The organism is Microaerobacter geothermalis, assembly GCF_021608135.1.
In the GTDB taxonomy this organism is placed as follows: domain Bacteria; phylum Bacillota; class Bacilli; order DSM-22679; family DSM-22679; genus Microaerobacter; species Microaerobacter geothermalis.
This window is the reverse complement of sequence record NZ_JAKIHL010000053.1, coordinates 1-16,006: the sequence shown is the minus strand read 5'-3', so window position 1 is coordinate 16,006 and position 16,006 is coordinate 1. Positions and strand designations below refer to the sequence as shown.

The following is a 16,006-nucleotide window of genomic DNA, read 5'->3' as shown; positions in this document are numbered from 1 at the left end:
TCCCGAGGACTCAAGAGTTTAACCCAAAGATATAACGAACTTCGTCAAGGTTGGCGAACCGCCTAGTGCGGAACCGCATGCTAGGTGGTGTGAGAAGACGGGGGTTAGTCGCCCCCTCTTACTCGATTTTCATAATTAGGAGATTTTGGAGGTAGAAGGGATGAATCAGACTGGAGTAAACATGCTGTTATTAGGAGTATATGGAATGGAGGTTGTTGAATGTGGCGGTGCATTGGCCAAAAATGTGGAGCTTGGCGGAAAGTCCTATGCATCCATTATTTTATGCGGAGAAAGATCCCAGCCACAGGTTACTAAGGCCGCAGAAGAATTGGGAGTTGAGGTTAGCTTTACCAACTTCCAGTATGGGCATGTGGATGTAAGCCCGGAATCAAAAAAGAAGCTGATCAAAGTGATCAGGGAAGTAAAGCCAGATATTATCATCACCCAAGACCCGGAGCATTCCTTTCATGATTTAGACCCAGATCGCAGACAAGCGATGATCTTAATTTTAGAAGCAATTGCCCTGGCCGGAAGAGATTTTGCGTTAGATGAGATGCCAGGTTTGGAGCCTCATCCTGTTCCAACCATCTATTATATGACGCCACATCATCCAAATTGTGTAGTGGATATCTCTTCCGTTTGGGAGAAGAAGGAGAAAGCAATGGATGTTTTGGAAAGTCAAATGGAATTTAGCGGTAAGCATTTTGATCGTGCTCTAGACAAGTCTACCGTTGAAAAGTTAATTCCTGGATTTGCAAACCTATCTGATTATGAAAAGGGAAGATCTATTCATAAAGTATTAGATCAAGCGATTCATGTGTATTACGGTTTAGCCACCCATGGGCACTTCGTTCTGGCAGAGGCTTACCGCAGGGAAGGCAATTTCCATTTGCAACAATTAATTGTTTAATCAACTAAAATTTTTTAATACAATATGAAATTATATAAAAAAATAAAATGAGAGGAGACTAAAGCGTGAAAAAAAGGATCAATATTGTTTTTGCCTTAGCACTATCATTGGTTTTAGTATTTTCTAATTTTTCAGCCATTCGTGCAGCTGAACAATTAGATCTGTTAAAGGTAGGGATTACGAAGGATGAAAATACGTTAACACCGTATACTTATGTGACGGGTTCTCCAGGATTGGATTTGGTTAATCTTATATATGACACCCTCTTCCAATTAGATGAAAACAATCAGCCCCAGCCCTGGTTGGTTAAGGATTATGAGATAAGTGAAGACGGATTAACCTATACCTTTAAGCTCCATGATGATGTGAAGTGGCATGATGGGAAGCCGTTAACTGCGGAGGATGTAAAATTTACTTATGAATACGTATTACAGTATAAAAAGTCTCGTTTTACCAAGCCTTCTCAAGCTATTGAGAGCATTGATGTTAGGGATGATACAACCTTGGTTATGAAGTTAAAGCAGCCTGAGCCTGACTTTATGATTCAACCGTTGGCTGATTTGCCAATTCTGCCGAAGCACATCTGGAGTCAAATTACTAATCCAGATGAAGCAAAGGATACTACCGGAAGTGGGCCGTATATTTTAGAGGAGTATAAACCTAACCAATTTTATAAGTTTAAGGCAAATCCCGATTATTTCATGGGAGAGCCGATTGCCAAATCCCTTGTTTTACCGATTATTGAAGATACAACTGCTTTATTTACCGCCCTTAAAGCAGGGGAAGTTGACGCTGTTTCCAGTAATGTTTCTCCTGAGCTAGTAAAGCAATTTGAATCGAACCCAAATATTAAGCTAGTAAATGGTGCAGGATACCGAACCACTTTATTTCAAATTAATGCGGAGAAATATCCTTTATCAGTAAAAGAAGTTCGTGAGGCTATGGCTTATGCCATTGATAGTAAATATCTGATTGACACTGTCTTGTTAGGCTATGCAACAGAAGGAAACCCGGGTTTTATCCACCCGACCTCTCCGTATTTTAATAAAGATGTTTCCTTTAAACCTGATTTGGATAAGGCTAAGCTGATTTTGGAAAACGCCGGATTTAAAGATACGGATAATGATGGGTTTAGGGAGGATCCGGAAGGGAAAAAAATAGAACTGGTTACCTTGGTTTATTCCAGCAGTCCTACCAGAATTCGTACGGCAGAAATTATTACGGAGTGGTTAAATGAATTAGGATTAAAAGTTTCTGTCAAAGCCATGGACATGACTACCGTTGACTCCTTGGTATGGCCGGACTTTGATGTAGCGAAGGGAAGAGATTATGATCTGGCTATGTGGAGCTGGTCTTCCACCATGCAGTTATTCCCTGCTCGTTTGGTCGAGCTGTTCCATTCAGATACCAGTGTAGGAACAGTAAATATCGGCGGTTATAAAAATGAGGAATTTGATCAATTGGCAGATAAATTGGGTAAAACGATTGATCCTGCAGAGCGAAAAAAAATTATTATGGACATGCAGGCACTAGTCGCTGAGGAGTTTCCGGTTATTCCTCTTTATTACGAAGAAGTTATTAATGCCTATAATCCAAATGTAAGTGATCAATGGGTATTCCAGAACGGAAAAGGAATTATTAATAAGTTTTCCTTTATCCATACAGAAAAATCAAAAACAGACGCTGATAAACAAACGGGATCATCATCTACTACAACTACAAATAATGAAACAACCCAAGCTGGACAACCCGATGCCCAAACGTCAGAAGCATCTTCTGGCAAAGGGACCAATTCTTTACTCATATTTGGTTTCATCATCCTGGCTGCTTTTCTCTTGATCTTCTGGATGAAGCGTTCTAAGAATAACTCCAGTAAAGGAGCTTAAGTATATAAACAATGAAGGAGGGGGTTTTCCTCTCCTTCCTCCATCTTTATCTTAGAAGTTTTGGTAGACAGATAATCATAGAATCAAAGAGTAGGCTAGGGGAATTTTAGCAGAATTTGTTCTGTGTCTACTAAGGACGGTTCTAGCTGAATCAGAATGTATCTGGGAAAGCTACTTTCTGATTCAGTCAGAAAGGGGAGTTATCATGTCAAAATTTTTAACTGGAAAGGTCATGCAATATATCTTAGTCTTATTTATCATGATTACACTTAATTTCCTCCTACCCAGGCTTATGCCTGGAAACCCCCTCGTATTTTTGGCGGGTGAGGATGTAGGGTTTATGTCCTCTGCGGAGAAACAAGAGATTTTAGACAAATATGGGCTAAACAAGCCGTTATATGAACAATATGCCATCTATTTAAAAAATTTAGTTACAGGAGATTTTGGCTATTCTTATCAGCAAAAAATGCCCATTACTGAACTGATATTAAGCCGTTTGCCATGGACCCTTCTGTTGACAGGGGCTAATTTAATCATTGCTACCATCTTGGGAGTCATTTTTGGGGCTATCTCTGCCTGGAAACGAGGGACAAAGAAGGATGTCAGCCTATTAACAGGATTTATGTTTTTAAGTGCAATGCCTTCTTTCTGGGTTGGAATGATCTTAGTTTCCATCTTTGCCGCTCAGTTAAAGTGGTTTCCCATTTATGGAGCTGAAACGGTATGGGCGAGTTATACCGGGTGGGAACGGGTCTGGGATATATTGAAACATCTGGTCCTCCCCTTGACAACTCTCGTTCTTATTTCAGTGTCTTCTATATTCATGACGATGAGATACTCCATGCTTAATGTGTTAGGGGAAGATTATATTCTGATGGCACGGGCAAAGGGAGTTAAGGAAAAGGTTATCAAATATAGGCATGCCATGAGAAATGCTCTGCTTCCTGTGGCCACCATGTTTATGTTAAGCCTAGGTTTTATGTTTGGCGGGGCAACTGTTATCGAAACTGTTTTTGCTTATCCGGGTATCGGAAGGCTGATGTTTGAAGCTGTATTAAGCAGAGACTATCCCGTAATTCAAGCATCCTTCTTAATTATTACCTTTACTGTAGTTATCGCCAATTTCTTAGCTGATATTATATATCCATTATTGGATCCTAAGGTGGGAAGAAGCAATGGATAGAGAAAAATGGAAACATGATTGGGAAGTGTTTAAGTCAAATAATCTCGGAATGGTAGGACTATCCATCTTAGGCATTTTTGTATTTATTGCTGTATTTGCGCCTTGGATAGCTCCTTATTCCCCGGATGATCGGGTCGCAAGTCCTTTTTTGCCGCCAAACAGTGACTTTTTGTTAGGGACCAATGATATTGGTCAGGATATCTTTAGCGAACTGCTTTATGGCACAAGGATTTCCTTATTAATCGGGGTTATTGCTGCTTTTATTTCCATACTTATTGGCTGTCTGGTAGGTATTGTCTCTGGTTATTATGGGGGGAAAATCGATTCTATTTTAATGCGGCTGGTAGATTTAGTTCTTGTCATTCCATTCTTACCGTTAATGATCCTATTGGCTGCTTTTGTTGGACCCAGTTTTTGGAACATTATCTTTGTCATTAGCGTGTTAACTTGGGCTAGTCCGGCCAGGGTGATTCGCTCTCAAGTATTAAATTTAAAAACAAGAGGATATGTAGAGGCAGCCCGCTCCATCGGCACCAGTATTCCTACCATTCTGCGAAAGCATATCTTGCCTGGTGTGATCCCGTTGGCCCTTTCTCAATTTGTTATGGCAGCCAGTCATTCCATTTTGATAGAGGCCTCACTAAGCTTTCTGGGATTAGGAGACCCATTTAATAAAAGTTGGGGAACGATTCTTTATTATGCTCAGGCTAGGGGTGCTTTCTTAACTGATGCCTGGGTATGGTGGGTGTTGCCTCCAGGTTTATTAATCACAACCCTTGTGATTGGATTTGCATTTACCGGGTATTCCATGGAGGAAATCCTTAATCCCAGGTTACGGAAGGGGTGATAGATATGGAAAATGTTTTAACTGTAGAGGAATTATCTACCTATTTCTATACAAATAAAGGAACGGCAAAGGCTGTTGAAAATGTGAGCTTCTCAGTAAAAAAAGGAGAAATGCTGGGACTTATAGGAGAGTCAGGCTGTGGAAAAACCACGGTGGCTCAATCCATACTTCGCCTTATTGAGTATCCTGGGAAGGTGGTTTCAGGTAAAGCAATAATCAATGGAGTAGACCTGTTGCAGGCATCCACTTCACTACTTGAGGAATTAAGATGGAAGACGATTTCAGTTATTCCGCAAAGTGCCATGAACGCCCTAAATCCAGTGTACACAGTAGGGGAACAAATTGCCGAAGCAATTATTCTCCATGAACGGACATCGAAAAAGAAGGCAATTCATCGAGCATGTGATTTGTTGGAAATGGTAGGGATTGACCGTAATCGTTGGAAGAGTTATCCCCATGAATTCAGCGGCGGTATGAAGCAGAGGGTGGCCATTGCCATGGCGTTATCCTGTAATCCGCAATTGGTGATATCTGATGAATCCACAACAGGACTTGATGTATTAACCCAGGCCCAGGTGCTTGGTCTCATTAAGAAGCTGCAAAGGGAATTAAATCTCTCTATCATTTTAATTTCCCATGATCTACCAATGGTAACCTCTGTCTGTGACCGGATTGCCATCATGTATGCAGGTAAGATTGTGGAATGGGCGGATACAAAGGATATTGTTCATCGTGCAAAACATCCATACTCTCAGGGACTTTTAGGTGCCACCCCTGATTTAAAGGATCCAGATAAGGAATGTATCTCCATTCCTGGATCTGTTCCAAACCTGGTTAATCCTCCAACCGGTTGCCGTTTTCACAACCGTTGCCCCCAGGCCATGGAGCGCTGTAAAGTGGAGGAACCTCCTTTAAAGAATTTAGGTAACCATCACTATTCTGCATGTTTTCTGGAGGAGGTTAGCCAATGAGTTTGATTACTGTGAAGAAGTTAACCAAGACCTTTATTAGAAAAGAAGGAAATATCCTGCAGGGCAGAAAAAAGATACCTGTATACGCGGTAAACGAATTAAATTTAACGGTTAAAAAAGGTGAGATCCTTGGAATTATTGGTGAGAGTGGTTGTGGTAAAACAACAACGGCTAGACTGATCATGCGATTAGAGAAAGAAACCGCAGGGGAAATCCACTTTAATGGAGTAGATCTTTGTAAGCTTACCGATAAGGAAGCTCATGTTTACAGAAAGCAGATGCAAATGATCTTTCAAGATCCGTATGATTCCTTAAATCCAGGAATGAGGATCTTGGATATACTGATGGAACCGCTTAATGCCCACGAAAAGGAGCTTTCATTCGAAGCGAAAAAGAAACGAGTGGCGGCAGCCATCGAAAGTATTGATTTAAAACCTGCCGAAGATTTTATGTATCGATATCCCCATCAATTAAGCGGTGGACAGCGTCAAAGGATTGCTATTGCCAGGGCCCTTATATTAAATCCATCCTTTGTGGTAGCTGATGAACCGACCTCCATGCTGGATGTATCGGTTCGAGCAGGAATTCTAAATCTCCTGCTTGATCTTAAAAAGAATATGGGACTTACCATGATGTTTATTACTCATGATCTTTCAACGGCCAGCTATATGTGTGATCGAATTGCTGTAATGTACAAAGGAAAAATTGTAGAAATAGGACCAACCAAAAAGATCATTAGAAATCCGTCTCATCCCTATACAAAAGCTCTTGTAGCTGTTGTCGCAGATCTCAATCAGTTTTTAGAGAAAAAAGAAGAGTTGATATTGGATGGAGAAGTGGACGCAAGTGTTTATTCTAAAGGCTGTCCTTTTGCTGCAAGGTGTCCCCATCAGCATGATGAATGTTTAAAACAGCCGCCTCAGCTGGAAGAGACTGAAGATCAACATTACGTCTCCTGTCATATGGGCAAAGGAGTTAAGCTGGAAGCTGAGGCAATATCACAATAGTTGGGTAAATGTGAGGCATTTATGTATAAATGCCTCCACATTTTCATTTACAATATCCCCCTGGGGGGGATATAATCCTTTCCAGGAGGTGACTTTATGGGGTCAAACCATCAGCATCGGAAGAGCATCGTTAATCGATTAGCCAGAATTGAGGGTCATGTGCGTTCCATTAAAGAAATGGCCAAGGCTGACCGGGATTGTTCAGATTTACTGTTGCAGATAGCTGCTGTTAGAAAAGCGCTGGATAATGTTGGGAAGCTCATATTGCAGGATCATCTGGAAGGATGTGTGGTTGAGGCGATCGAGCACGGGAATCAAGAAGAGGTAATTCATGATTTGCAAAAAGCGTTAAATAATTTTATTCGTTAACTTTACAAAGAAAATTTCAATGGGACAGGAGTCAGGTGTTATTATGAATATTGCAGCATCTGCAACAAACACTAAAGAAAAGTTAGTGGTTATTTTGACATTGGCCTATCCAGCAATGATAGAAAATATTTTACAAACCATGGTTGGTTTTATCGATACTCTTTTTATTGCCAAACTGGGTTTGGTAGAAGTGGCAGCGGTAGGGGCGACAAATGCCATCCTGCAAATCTATTTTGCCGTATTTATGGCTCTTGGAGTCGGGGCAACGGCTATGATTGCAAGAAAGGTCGGGGCGAAGGATTTTTCTGGTGCCCAGAAAATAGCGAAGCAATCTGTTCTTCTATCAGGGTTAGTTGGTATTTTATTTGGTTTATTAACCCTTATGTTTGCAGATGATTTTCTCCGAATTATGGGAGCAAATGAACATGTTACTGCTAAGGGCGTCGTCTATTTTCGTATTGTTGCTGTTCCTTCCATTTTTATTTCACTCATGTTTGTCCTCGGCAGTATTTTAAGGGGAGCAGGAGATACAAAAACCCCTATGAAAGTAAGTACATGGACTAATTTATTAAATATTGTGCTGGATTACGTTTTGATTTTTGGATTTTTATTCATTCCCGCGATGGGGTTGGCGGGTGCAGCCTTAGCTACCGTTCTTTCTAGGGTTGCAGGTACCTTACTCCTATTTTTCTATCTTCATAAAAGTAAATGGGGATTGGGGAAAGGGCTATGGAAAAACTGGTTTCTTGAGAAGGATGTAATTAGAAGTCTGGTAAAAATCGCAACTCCTGCAGGAATTGAACGATTAATCATGCGAGTTGGCCAAATCCTTTATTTTGGTATGATTATCTCGATGGGAACCTTTACTTATGCAGCTCACCAAATTGCCGGCAATATCGAAATATTTTCTTATATGCCAGGGTATGGCTTAGCTGTAGCGGCAACAACATTGGTAGGGCAGAGTTTAGGCGCCGGACAGAAAGAAGAGGCATATCAGTATGGGATGTTAACCATGTATATATCGATTATCATAATGAGTGTAATAGGGGTTTTATTATTTATTTTGTCGCCATGGGCTGCATCCATATTTACCGATAATTCCACTGTGGTCTCCCAGGTTGTAACGGCCTTACGCATCGATGCCTTTGCTCAGCCATTTTTGGCCATTGGATTGGTTTTAACCGGAGCTTTACAGGGGGCAGGAGATACGAAATATCCCATGTACAGCACAGCCATTGGTATATGGGGTGTACGGGTAATAGGCGTTTATTTCCTAGGGATCGCACTAAATCTTGGATTAGCCGGGGCTTGGTTGGCAATAGCTATTGATATTTTTGTCCGTGCTATATTTTTGCTTCACCGTTACCGAAAAAAGAAATGGATGGAATTATTAAGCTGAATGAGAAGTATGAAGAAGAGCTGATCAGTAAAACCATGAGTTAACGTCCTGCCCTGGCGGTAGCGGTTCTCCTTTCCAGGGGCAATTCGATGGAAACAGCCCTTAAATACTCGTATAAACATTCCATTTCCCGAAGGCGGTTACCGGAAACTCGTTGTCCAATTTGGAAAGTTGGTGAATGCTCCCACCGCCTACGCTAACGCTTAGAGGCGGGGCTTCTTGTTTCAATGACCGTTGCTTGTGAGGTATGCACAAAGTCTTACATGATCTCAACAAGCGTTCGATACCTTTCGGCATCCCGTTCAGGGCAAACCCTCCCTTCATTACTTGATGAAAGAATGATTTTACGCTATGACTATCTATCCTCATGGCAACCCTGTATCATTCAGTTATCAAGGAACATATGTTCATTATAGCAAGTTTCGCCTTTCTTTTCCAGAGAAAAGAAAGGTTTGCCCTCTCGTCTTATGAAGGGATTCTTGGATAAATCGCCATTCATCCCCCACCTTAGAGCAAGGGGACTTCTGGCGAAAATAGTTAAAATCTAGCCGTATCAGAAAATAACAGTTAAAATGTAAATAGGAGGTGCCAACAATGGAAAAAGAGAAAACTGTATGCAACATTGATCATTCAAAAGAAGATGTCATAAAAAAATTGGAAGGCAATCAGATTCTCTCATCGGAAACCAAGAGGGAATTGATCCAGCTGGTTGAAACACATCCGTTATCACAGGAACAGCTAAACGAGGCTTTTCACATGGCAAAAAAGATGAATAAATATGTTGAACTTTTTAAGGAGCTATTTGCATAAACCTGTTTCATAAAACAGGTTACGTCTAATAATCTTTAAAATCCCTTTTTTAACAGGGATTTTTTCTTTTGGTTGTACATGCACTTATTTCCCAAATATATGAATGGATGGAACTAATGATTTTACTAAGGACAGCCTTCGAGTTTGTGCTTAAATTTTCATAATGAAATTTCTGTAAAACACATATAAAATATGGGTAGCGAAAAAAGGTAAAGAGAAGTGTTTACAGAAAAAGAGAAAGAGAGAGGACATAAAATGAACGCCTTTAAAAAACTGGGGTGGTTTTTCAGAGAGCAATGGAAGAAATATACCCTTGGAATTATCCTCTTGGTAGTCATTGATCTGATGGTTTTGATTCCTCCAAAATTAATTGGTGAGGTTATTGATTTTATCCGATCCGGCACCTTGACCTCAGAATCCCTGAATCAGACCGTTCTTCTTATTATGTTCATCGCCGTAATGCTATACGTTTTACGTTATTACTGGCGATATTTTTTATTTGGCGGATCTCTTCTGCTGGAGAAGACATTAAGATCCAAATTGTTTCATTATTTGACGAAAATGACTCCATCTTTTTATCATCGAAGTAGAACTGGGGACTTAATGGCATTAGCGACGAATGATATTAATGCCATAGAAATGACCGCAGGGCTAGGTGTCTTAACTTTGGTTGACTCCATTGTGATGACTTTAATTACCTTCGTCACTATGGTTACCGTAATCAGTTGGAAGCTCACTCTTGCTGCCTTAATCCCGATGCCGTTTTTGGCCTGGGCAACCAGTTTTTATGGACGATTGCTTCATAAGCGATTCTTTGATGCTCAAGAGGCTTTTGGGAGAATGAATGACCATGTTCAGGAATCGATTTCCGGAGTTCGGGTGATCCGTTCCTTTGTTCAGGAGAAAGCGGATATTCATGCTTTTGAGAAAGTTTCATCCGACGTTCTAGACAAAAATATCCGTGTTTCCAGGATTGATGCCCTTTTTGAACCAACCATATCAACGATTATCAGCAGCAGCTTTTTAATTGCCTTGGCATACGGTGCCTTCCTAGTATTTAACAGCGAAATCTCTTTGGGAGAACTGGTTTCATTTAATTTATACCTTGGGCTTCTAATATGGCCGATGTTTGCTTTTGGATGGCTGTTTAACATTGTCCAAAGAGGGAACGCTTCCCTTGATCGATTGGAGAACCTATTTCAGCAGAAACCGGATGTGGAAGAAAAAGAAAATTCGATCTCAATAGCGGTTCCTGAATCTATTGAAATGAGAGATTTCACCTTTTTTTATCCGGGCTCTCAAAGTCCCGCGATCAAGCATATTTCCTTTCAGCTTGAGAGGGGTCAAACATTGGGGGTAGTCGGTAAAACCGGAAGCGGAAAATCGACTCTCCTTAAACAGTTGTTATACCTTTTTCCTATAGAAGAGAATAAGATTTTTATCAACAATGTACCTTTAGAAAAAATTTCTCTCTCTGCACTGAGGGGCTGGGTGGGATATGTTCCCCAGGAGCATCTGCTTTTTTCAAAAACAATTCAGGAGAATATCACCTTCGGAAAACCCGACGCTACCTTTGAGGAATTAGTTCATATACTGAATGTGGCTTCACTCATAAAGGATATTGAGCAGTTTCCGGAAGGTCTGGATACCTTAATTGGGGAAAAGGGAGTAATGCTTTCCGGAGGACAAAAGCAAAGAATTGCCATCGCAAGGGCATTGTTGACCAATCCTGAGATTCTTATCCTGGATGATTCATTATCTGCCGTAGATGCAAAAACGGAAGAGAGAATTCTGGAAAACATCCGCAAGGAAAGAAGAGGAAAAACAACCATTATAGCAGCTCATCGATTATCGGCGATTCACCATGCCGATTTAATCCTAGTGCTGGATCAAGGGGAAATGATTGAAAAAGGAACCCATGATTCATTGATGGCCACCCAAGGGTGGTACAGTGAACAATTCCGCAGGCAGCAATTGGAAGAGTCTTTGAATATGACAGACCATGAACATGATGATAAGGGGGCTGAAAGATGAAATCCTCCACAATTTCTCGATTAGTCGGATATGCCGGGCCCTTTCGAAAAAAGATATTCTTTGCTCTTCTGATTCTCCTGTTTGCAGCCGGAGCAGAATTAACAGGACCGTTTATTGCCAAGATCGCCATTGATGAGCATATTTTGGGAATAGAGAAGCCATGGATCATATATCCCAATGGAGAAAGTCCTGCTGAAGCAAAGAAAGTCGATTTTCAAGGGAAGGAGTGGGTAAGGGAAGACTGGATAACGGAAGCCGAATCTGTAAATTTCCCCCGTGCCCAAATTCTTCAGGTGGGCATGAACTATTACGTGATTCCCACAGTCATTTCCTTTGATGGAGAGCGCAAAGTCATCTCTTCAGATCAGGGTACCTGGCTGGAGATTACGTTGGGAAAAAATCGGGAGAAATATCCGGCAGTCCTTCTTTCCAATGAGGAGGTAAAGCTTTTTTATGAATTGGAGATTTCTCCGTTGCTTACCCTGGTTTTTTTGTATGTGGGTTTGATCCTGGTTTCCGCCGGGCTTAATTACATCCAGTTATTTACTTTGCAGTCAACCGCCCATCGAATTATACAGCGCTTAAGAATAGAATTATTCTCCCATTTGCAGAGACTCTCCGTTTCCTTTTTTGACAAAACTCCAACAGGACAGATTATCACCAGAGTAACCAATGACACGGAAGCGATTCGGGAAATGTTTGTTAGCGTGATGGCAAACTTCGTCCAAAATGGAATCTATTTGATCGGGATATTCATAGCCCTGTTTATCCTTCAACCCCGGCTGGCCCTTTTAACCTTGGCAATTATGCCAATTCTGGCTGTTATCATTCTCGTATTCAAAAAGTATTCATCTCGAAATTTTTCTTTAATCCGTGCCAAATTAAGTGAAATGAATGCGACCATTAACGAATCCATTCAGGGGATGACTATTATTCAGGCCTTTCGCAAAGAGAAGGAGATGGAAAAAGAGTTTAACAAACTAAATGAGGAATATTTTCAGGGACGAATGAGGGAAATCAAGCTGGATGGATTGCTGCTCCGACCCGTCGTAGATTTGATCAATAAATTGGTTCTTGCCCTGATCATCTGGTACTTTGGCAGCCAATCTTTGAGGGATGTCATCTCATTAGGCGTATTGTATGCTTATGTGGATTATTTGGGACGTTTCTTTGAGCCGGTAAACATGATCATGGAGCGCCTGTCCAATCTGCAACAGGCACTGGTTTCTTCCGAAAGGGTGTTCAAAATCCTGGATGAACCTCCCTGTGAGACGGATGATGAGACCAAGATCCCGAGACCCAAGGGACATGTAACATTTGAACATGTATGGTTTGCTTATAAAAATGATGATTATGTGCTAAAGGATATTTCATTTGAAGCCAAACCCGGCCAAACGGTGGCCCTTGTTGGCCATACGGGTTCCGGAAAGAGCTCCATTATGAATCTGCTGCTTCGTTTTTATGAGGCCAACAAAGGAAGGATTTGCATTGACGGAGGGGACATTAAGTCCCTGCCGGTTCATGGTTTAAGACACCATATGGCTTTGGTTTTGCAGGACCCGTTCTTGTTTACCGGTGATATTCAATTTAATGTCCGTCTATATGATGATTCGATTGCTCTGGAGCAGGTAAAGGATGCATTAAAAGCTGTAGGTGCCGATCAGTTTATCGAGCGTCTGCCTGACAAGTATGAAGAATCGGTAAAAGAAAGGGGAAGCACGCTGTCTGCCGGTCAGAGACAGTTGATTACCTTTGCCAGAGCGTTGGTTTATAATCCAGCCATCCTCATTTTGGATGAAGCTACGGCCAGCATCGATAGTGAAACAGAGGCCCTGATTCAGAGTGGATTACAGGTTCTCTCAAAAGGGAGAACCACTTTTATCATCGCCCATCGCTTGTCGACTATACAGCATGCCGATCAGATTCTCGTTCTTCATCGCGGCCAGATTGTGGAGCGGGGAACCCATGAGGAGCTTATGGAGCAGAAAGGACGGTACTATAAGATGTATCAACTGCAGAAGGGGGAGTTAAACAGAGTCCTTAATTAACAATTCTTTTTGATCTAACACTAATTAACATATCAATGTTGCAAAAGAAATCATTAGATTGAGTGTTTGATAAACATCCACAGGCATCACCTCCCTTCCGGGAGATTAACTGACTGCCCTTATAAGCCTATTCTATTGATAAATAGATATAGATTAAAAGTAATTGCACAGCATGGCGTTGGGATGGATAAATGTATAAATAGAAATTTATTAATTTCTTGTCTCCTTCATGATCATGCACTATAATAAAAATGATTGAAAATTAAATATCATTGGTGCAAACAGGTCTTCATTTTTTCAGATGAAGTGAAAAGGGAAGAACGGTGTAAATCCGTCGCGGACCCGCCACTGTAATTGAGGAGCTGTTCCATAGAAATCCACTGTCTGATCGATGGGAAGGGATGGAACAGTGATGATCCAAGAGCCAGGAGACCTGCCTGTTTGTGGAAGTAAGCACCCTTCGGGATAAAAGGGAGTAACTGTTAGGTATATGTTTTTTACACCTATGGTGTCCATTCCCGGACTCTGTAGGTGTTTTTGCTTTAAATCATATTTAGGGGGGAGAGAAGGAAATGATGACGGAAAAAATTGATCAAATCATTACAAATATCAAGCCGTTGGATCAGGAAGCAATGGAAGCAGCATTCAATCACATTAATCAATTAACCAAACCACAGGGGAGTCTAGGGCAGTTGGAGAATATAGCCATTCAATTGGCTGGTATCACCGGATTAAGAAAATGTATCTTTGAAAAAAAATCCGTTGTGGTCATGGCAGGTGATCATGGAGTAGTGGAAGAGGGAGTTTCTGCTTTTCCCAAGGAAGTAACTGTACAAATGGTGTTCAATTTTCTTCATGGCGGAGCAGCGATTAATGTCATGGCCAGAGAAGCTGGAGCTAAGGTTACCTGTGTTGATGTTGGAGTGGATGCGGATTTATCGAAATTGGACGGATTAATCAATAAAAAAGTAATGAATGGTACAGCAAATATGGTAAAGGGACCAGCCATGACAAGGGACCAGGCTTTAAGGACGATAGAGGTTGGCATTGAGATGGCAGAGTGGGAATTGACCCAAGGGACTGCATTAATTGCTACAGGTGAAATGGGAATCGGAAACACCACCGCATCATCCGCTATGCTGGCTGCTCTCTCTAACAAATCAGTGGAAGAAGTGGTGGGTAGAGGAACGGGGATTGATGATGCCAGATACATAAATAAAGTAAATGTGATAAAAAAAGCCCTTCAAATCAATTGCCCGAATGCTGAAGATCCGATAGATGTTTTACATAAGGTAGGAGGATTGGAAATTGGGGCAATGGCTGGACTTATCCTTGGATGTGCAGCCAATCGCATTCCTGTTGTCATTGACGGGTTTATCTCTACTGTAGCCGCCCTTACTGCTGTTCGCATAAGCCCTGCTGCGAAGGCATATCTGATTCCATCGCATAAATCAGTTGAACCGGGACATCAAATTGCTCTACAACTACTTGATTTAAACCCCTCACTTCATATGAATATGAGGCTGGGAGAAGGAACGGGAGCATGTTTAATGTTTTCGGTCATTGATACGGTTCAAAGGATTATGAATGAAATGGCCACATTTGAACAGGCAGGGGTATCAACAGGAGTGGTTGAATCCCATGACTGAAACATATACAAAAATTTTGATTACCGGAGGAGTGAGATGTGGAAAGAGCCATTTTGCAGAGAAATTGTCCGGCCAATTGGGGAAAAATGTGCTATATCTGGCAACCTCTCAGCCTTTGGACGACGAGATGCGAAGGAGAATAGATGAGCATAAAAAGAGGCGTCCTTTCCATTGGCATACCCTTGAAGAGCCGATTGAAACCAGTAAAACAGTGAAAGAATCAGCTCAGGGTTATGATGTCATATTGGTAGACTGTCTAACCATGATGTTGAGCAACTGGCTCCTTGCCAATGAAATGATGGAGGAGAGAATGAATCATTTTGTCGATGCCATTCAACATGCTTCCTGTCATGTCATCATGGTCACCAATGAGGTGGGTTGGGGTTTGGTTCCGGAACATCCTCTGGGTCGGCAATTTCGGGATTTAGCAGGATTATTTAATCAAAAAGTTGCCGCCATTTCAGATGAAGTGTACCTGATGGTGGCGGGGATTCCTGTAGAAGTAAAACAAGGTCATTCGTTTACATCACATTATTAACTCTTATAGTAGTGGAACAAAAATTTACACGTCCGCAACTTGAGTTCGGCGAAGAAGTGATTAAAGTTCGCTTCGAGACTAAAGAACGGAGCCCTCAAAAACATCTGGGTAATTCAAAGATGGAGTCAGTTTGAGGTCTAATTCCCGTTCTTCAGTCCCTCCGCTAAGTACGAATTCAAAGGCTGTCCTTAGTAAATTCTTTGATATGAAAATAATTCCCTCCCGGGTCATACTGATCTAAAAATGTCAAGTGCTTGGTATCAATTTCCAGATAAAAATGGGTATAGGGATGCCCGGGATAATCGTTGTAAATGTTTCCAGTAGTTATGATGCAGTATTCTTCTGAACTTCGTAT

The 16,006-nt window shown here is 41.3% G+C and carries 15 protein-coding genes and 1 riboswitch; of the genes, 13 read left to right on the top strand and 2 right to left on the bottom strand.

The features are described 5' to 3' along the window. Positions 1-160 precede the first annotated feature (160 nt). The 11 genes from L1765_RS14850 to L1765_RS14800 all read left to right on the top strand — a co-directional run bounded on the left by L1765_RS14850 (position 161) and on the right by L1765_RS14800 (position 13,464). On the top strand, positions 161-910 hold the full coding sequence (locus L1765_RS14850) for a PIG-L deacetylase family protein (protein ID WP_236408273.1): 750 nt from the start codon (positions 161-163) through the stop codon (positions 908-910). Positions 911-975: 65 nt separating this feature from the next. Continuing rightward, positions 976-2,796 carry an ABC transporter substrate-binding protein gene (locus L1765_RS14845; RefSeq protein WP_236408272.1) on the top strand — a complete coding sequence of 607 codons (1,821 nt, stop codon included), beginning with the start codon at positions 976-978 and terminating at the stop codon, positions 2,794-2,796. Positions 2,797-3,001: 205 nt separating this feature from the next. Further along, positions 3,002-3,979 (top strand): ABC transporter permease, encoded by a 978-nt coding sequence (locus L1765_RS14840; protein ID WP_236408271.1) that lies wholly within the window; start codon positions 3,002-3,004, stop codon positions 3,977-3,979. Then, positions 3,972-4,826 carry an ABC transporter permease gene (locus tag L1765_RS14835; RefSeq protein WP_236408270.1) on the top strand — a complete coding sequence of 285 codons (855 nt, stop codon included), beginning with the start codon at positions 3,972-3,974 and terminating at the stop codon, positions 4,824-4,826. Before L1765_RS14840 ends, L1765_RS14835 begins: the two co-directional genes overlap by 8 nt. Positions 4,827-4,831: 5 nt before the next feature. Then, on the top strand, positions 4,832-5,797 hold the full coding sequence (locus L1765_RS14830; protein WP_236408269.1) for an ABC transporter ATP-binding protein: 966 nt from the start codon (positions 4,832-4,834) through the stop codon (positions 5,795-5,797). Next, positions 5,794-6,804, top strand: coding sequence for an ABC transporter ATP-binding protein (locus L1765_RS14825; RefSeq protein WP_236408268.1), 1,011 nt, complete (start codon positions 5,794-5,796; stop codon positions 6,802-6,804). Before L1765_RS14830 ends, L1765_RS14825 begins: the two co-directional genes overlap by 4 nt. A gap of 96 nt (positions 6,805-6,900) precedes the next feature. Next, positions 6,901-7,173 carry a metal-sensing transcriptional repressor gene (locus L1765_RS14820; RefSeq protein ID WP_236408267.1) on the top strand — a complete coding sequence of 91 codons (273 nt, stop codon included), beginning with the start codon at positions 6,901-6,903 and terminating at the stop codon, positions 7,171-7,173. A 43-nt stretch (positions 7,174-7,216) separates the two neighbouring features. After that, entirely contained in the window at positions 7,217-8,572 is a 1,356-nt protein-coding gene (locus L1765_RS14815) for an MATE family efflux transporter (protein ID WP_236408266.1), read from the top strand. Positions 8,573-9,166: 594 nt separating this feature from the next. Further along, positions 9,167-9,382: a group-specific protein gene (locus tag L1765_RS14810; RefSeq protein WP_236408265.1), complete on the top strand. Its 216-nt coding sequence runs from the start codon at positions 9,167-9,169 to the stop codon at positions 9,380-9,382. Positions 9,383-9,637: 255 nt separating this feature from the next. Continuing rightward, positions 9,638-11,416: an ABC transporter ATP-binding protein gene (locus L1765_RS14805; protein ID WP_236408264.1), complete on the top strand. Its 1,779-nt coding sequence runs from the start codon at positions 9,638-9,640 to the stop codon at positions 11,414-11,416. Then, the gene (locus L1765_RS14800) at positions 11,413-13,464 is read left to right on the top strand and encodes an ABC transporter ATP-binding protein (protein ID WP_236408263.1); all 2,052 of its coding nucleotides are present in this window, start codon (positions 11,413-11,415) and stop codon (positions 13,462-13,464) included. Before L1765_RS14805 ends, L1765_RS14800 begins: the two co-directional genes overlap by 4 nt. 24 nt (positions 13,465-13,488) lie before the next feature. Here the strand turns inward: L1765_RS14800 and L1765_RS16240 are convergent, their stop codons facing one another. Continuing rightward, positions 13,489-13,551 carry a putative holin-like toxin gene (locus tag L1765_RS16240; RefSeq protein ID WP_407942287.1) on the bottom strand — a complete coding sequence of 21 codons (63 nt, stop codon included), beginning with the start codon at positions 13,549-13,551 and terminating at the stop codon, positions 13,489-13,491. Between the two features lie 179 nt (positions 13,552-13,730). Further along, positions 13,731-13,919: riboswitch (cobalamin riboswitch) on the top strand. 120 nt (positions 13,920-14,039) lie between these two features. Between L1765_RS16240 and cobT the strand changes: the two genes are divergently transcribed. Both cobT and cobU read left to right on the top strand, forming a co-directional pair. Continuing rightward, positions 14,040-15,113 (top strand): nicotinate-nucleotide--dimethylbenzimidazole phosphoribosyltransferase, encoded by a 1,074-nt coding sequence (gene cobT / locus L1765_RS14795; RefSeq protein WP_236408274.1) that lies wholly within the window; start codon positions 14,040-14,042, stop codon positions 15,111-15,113. Further along, complete coding sequence (gene cobU / locus L1765_RS14790; RefSeq protein ID WP_236408262.1) at positions 15,106-15,651, top strand: bifunctional adenosylcobinamide kinase/adenosylcobinamide-phosphate guanylyltransferase; 546 nt, start codon at positions 15,106-15,108, stop codon at positions 15,649-15,651. The genes cobT and cobU overlap by 8 nt, the downstream gene beginning before the upstream one ends. 175 nt (positions 15,652-15,826) lie before the next feature. On the opposite strand, the gene L1765_RS14785 is transcribed toward cobU, so the two are convergent. Next, positions 15,827-16,006, bottom strand: a 180-nt coding sequence (locus tag L1765_RS14785; RefSeq protein WP_236408261.1) for a hypothetical protein, incomplete at its 5' end; no start/stop codon positions are given.

Bases quoted from the DNA above. Each gene is read 5' to 3' on its own strand.
- L1765_RS14850 (WP_236408273.1), top strand. From the start codon at position 161: ATGAATCAGACTGGAGTAAACATGCTGTTATTAGGAGTATATGGAATG.
- L1765_RS14840 (WP_236408271.1), top strand. From the start codon at position 3,002: ATGTCAAAATTTTTAACTGGAAAGGTCATGCAATATATCTTAGTCTTA.
- L1765_RS14835 (WP_236408270.1), top strand. From the start codon at position 3,972: ATGGATAGAGAAAAATGGAAACATGATTGGGAAGTGTTTAAGTCAAAT.
- L1765_RS14830 (WP_236408269.1), top strand. From the start codon at position 4,832: ATGGAAAATGTTTTAACTGTAGAGGAATTATCTACCTATTTCTATACA.
- L1765_RS14825 (WP_236408268.1), top strand. From the start codon at position 5,794: ATGAGTTTGATTACTGTGAAGAAGTTAACCAAGACCTTTATTAGAAAA.
- L1765_RS14820 (WP_236408267.1), top strand. From the start codon at position 6,901: ATGGGGTCAAACCATCAGCATCGGAAGAGCATCGTTAATCGATTAGCC.
- L1765_RS14815 (WP_236408266.1), top strand. From the start codon at position 7,217: ATGAATATTGCAGCATCTGCAACAAACACTAAAGAAAAGTTAGTGGTT.
- L1765_RS14810 (WP_236408265.1), top strand. From the start codon at position 9,167: ATGGAAAAAGAGAAAACTGTATGCAACATTGATCATTCAAAAGAAGAT.
- L1765_RS14805 (WP_236408264.1), top strand. From the start codon at position 9,638: ATGAACGCCTTTAAAAAACTGGGGTGGTTTTTCAGAGAGCAATGGAAG.
- L1765_RS14800 (WP_236408263.1), top strand. From the start codon at position 11,413: ATGAAATCCTCCACAATTTCTCGATTAGTCGGATATGCCGGGCCCTTT.
- cobT (WP_236408274.1), top strand. From the start codon at position 14,040: ATGACGGAAAAAATTGATCAAATCATTACAAATATCAAGCCGTTGGAT.
- cobU (WP_236408262.1), top strand. From the start codon at position 15,106: ATGACTGAAACATATACAAAAATTTTGATTACCGGAGGAGTGAGATGT.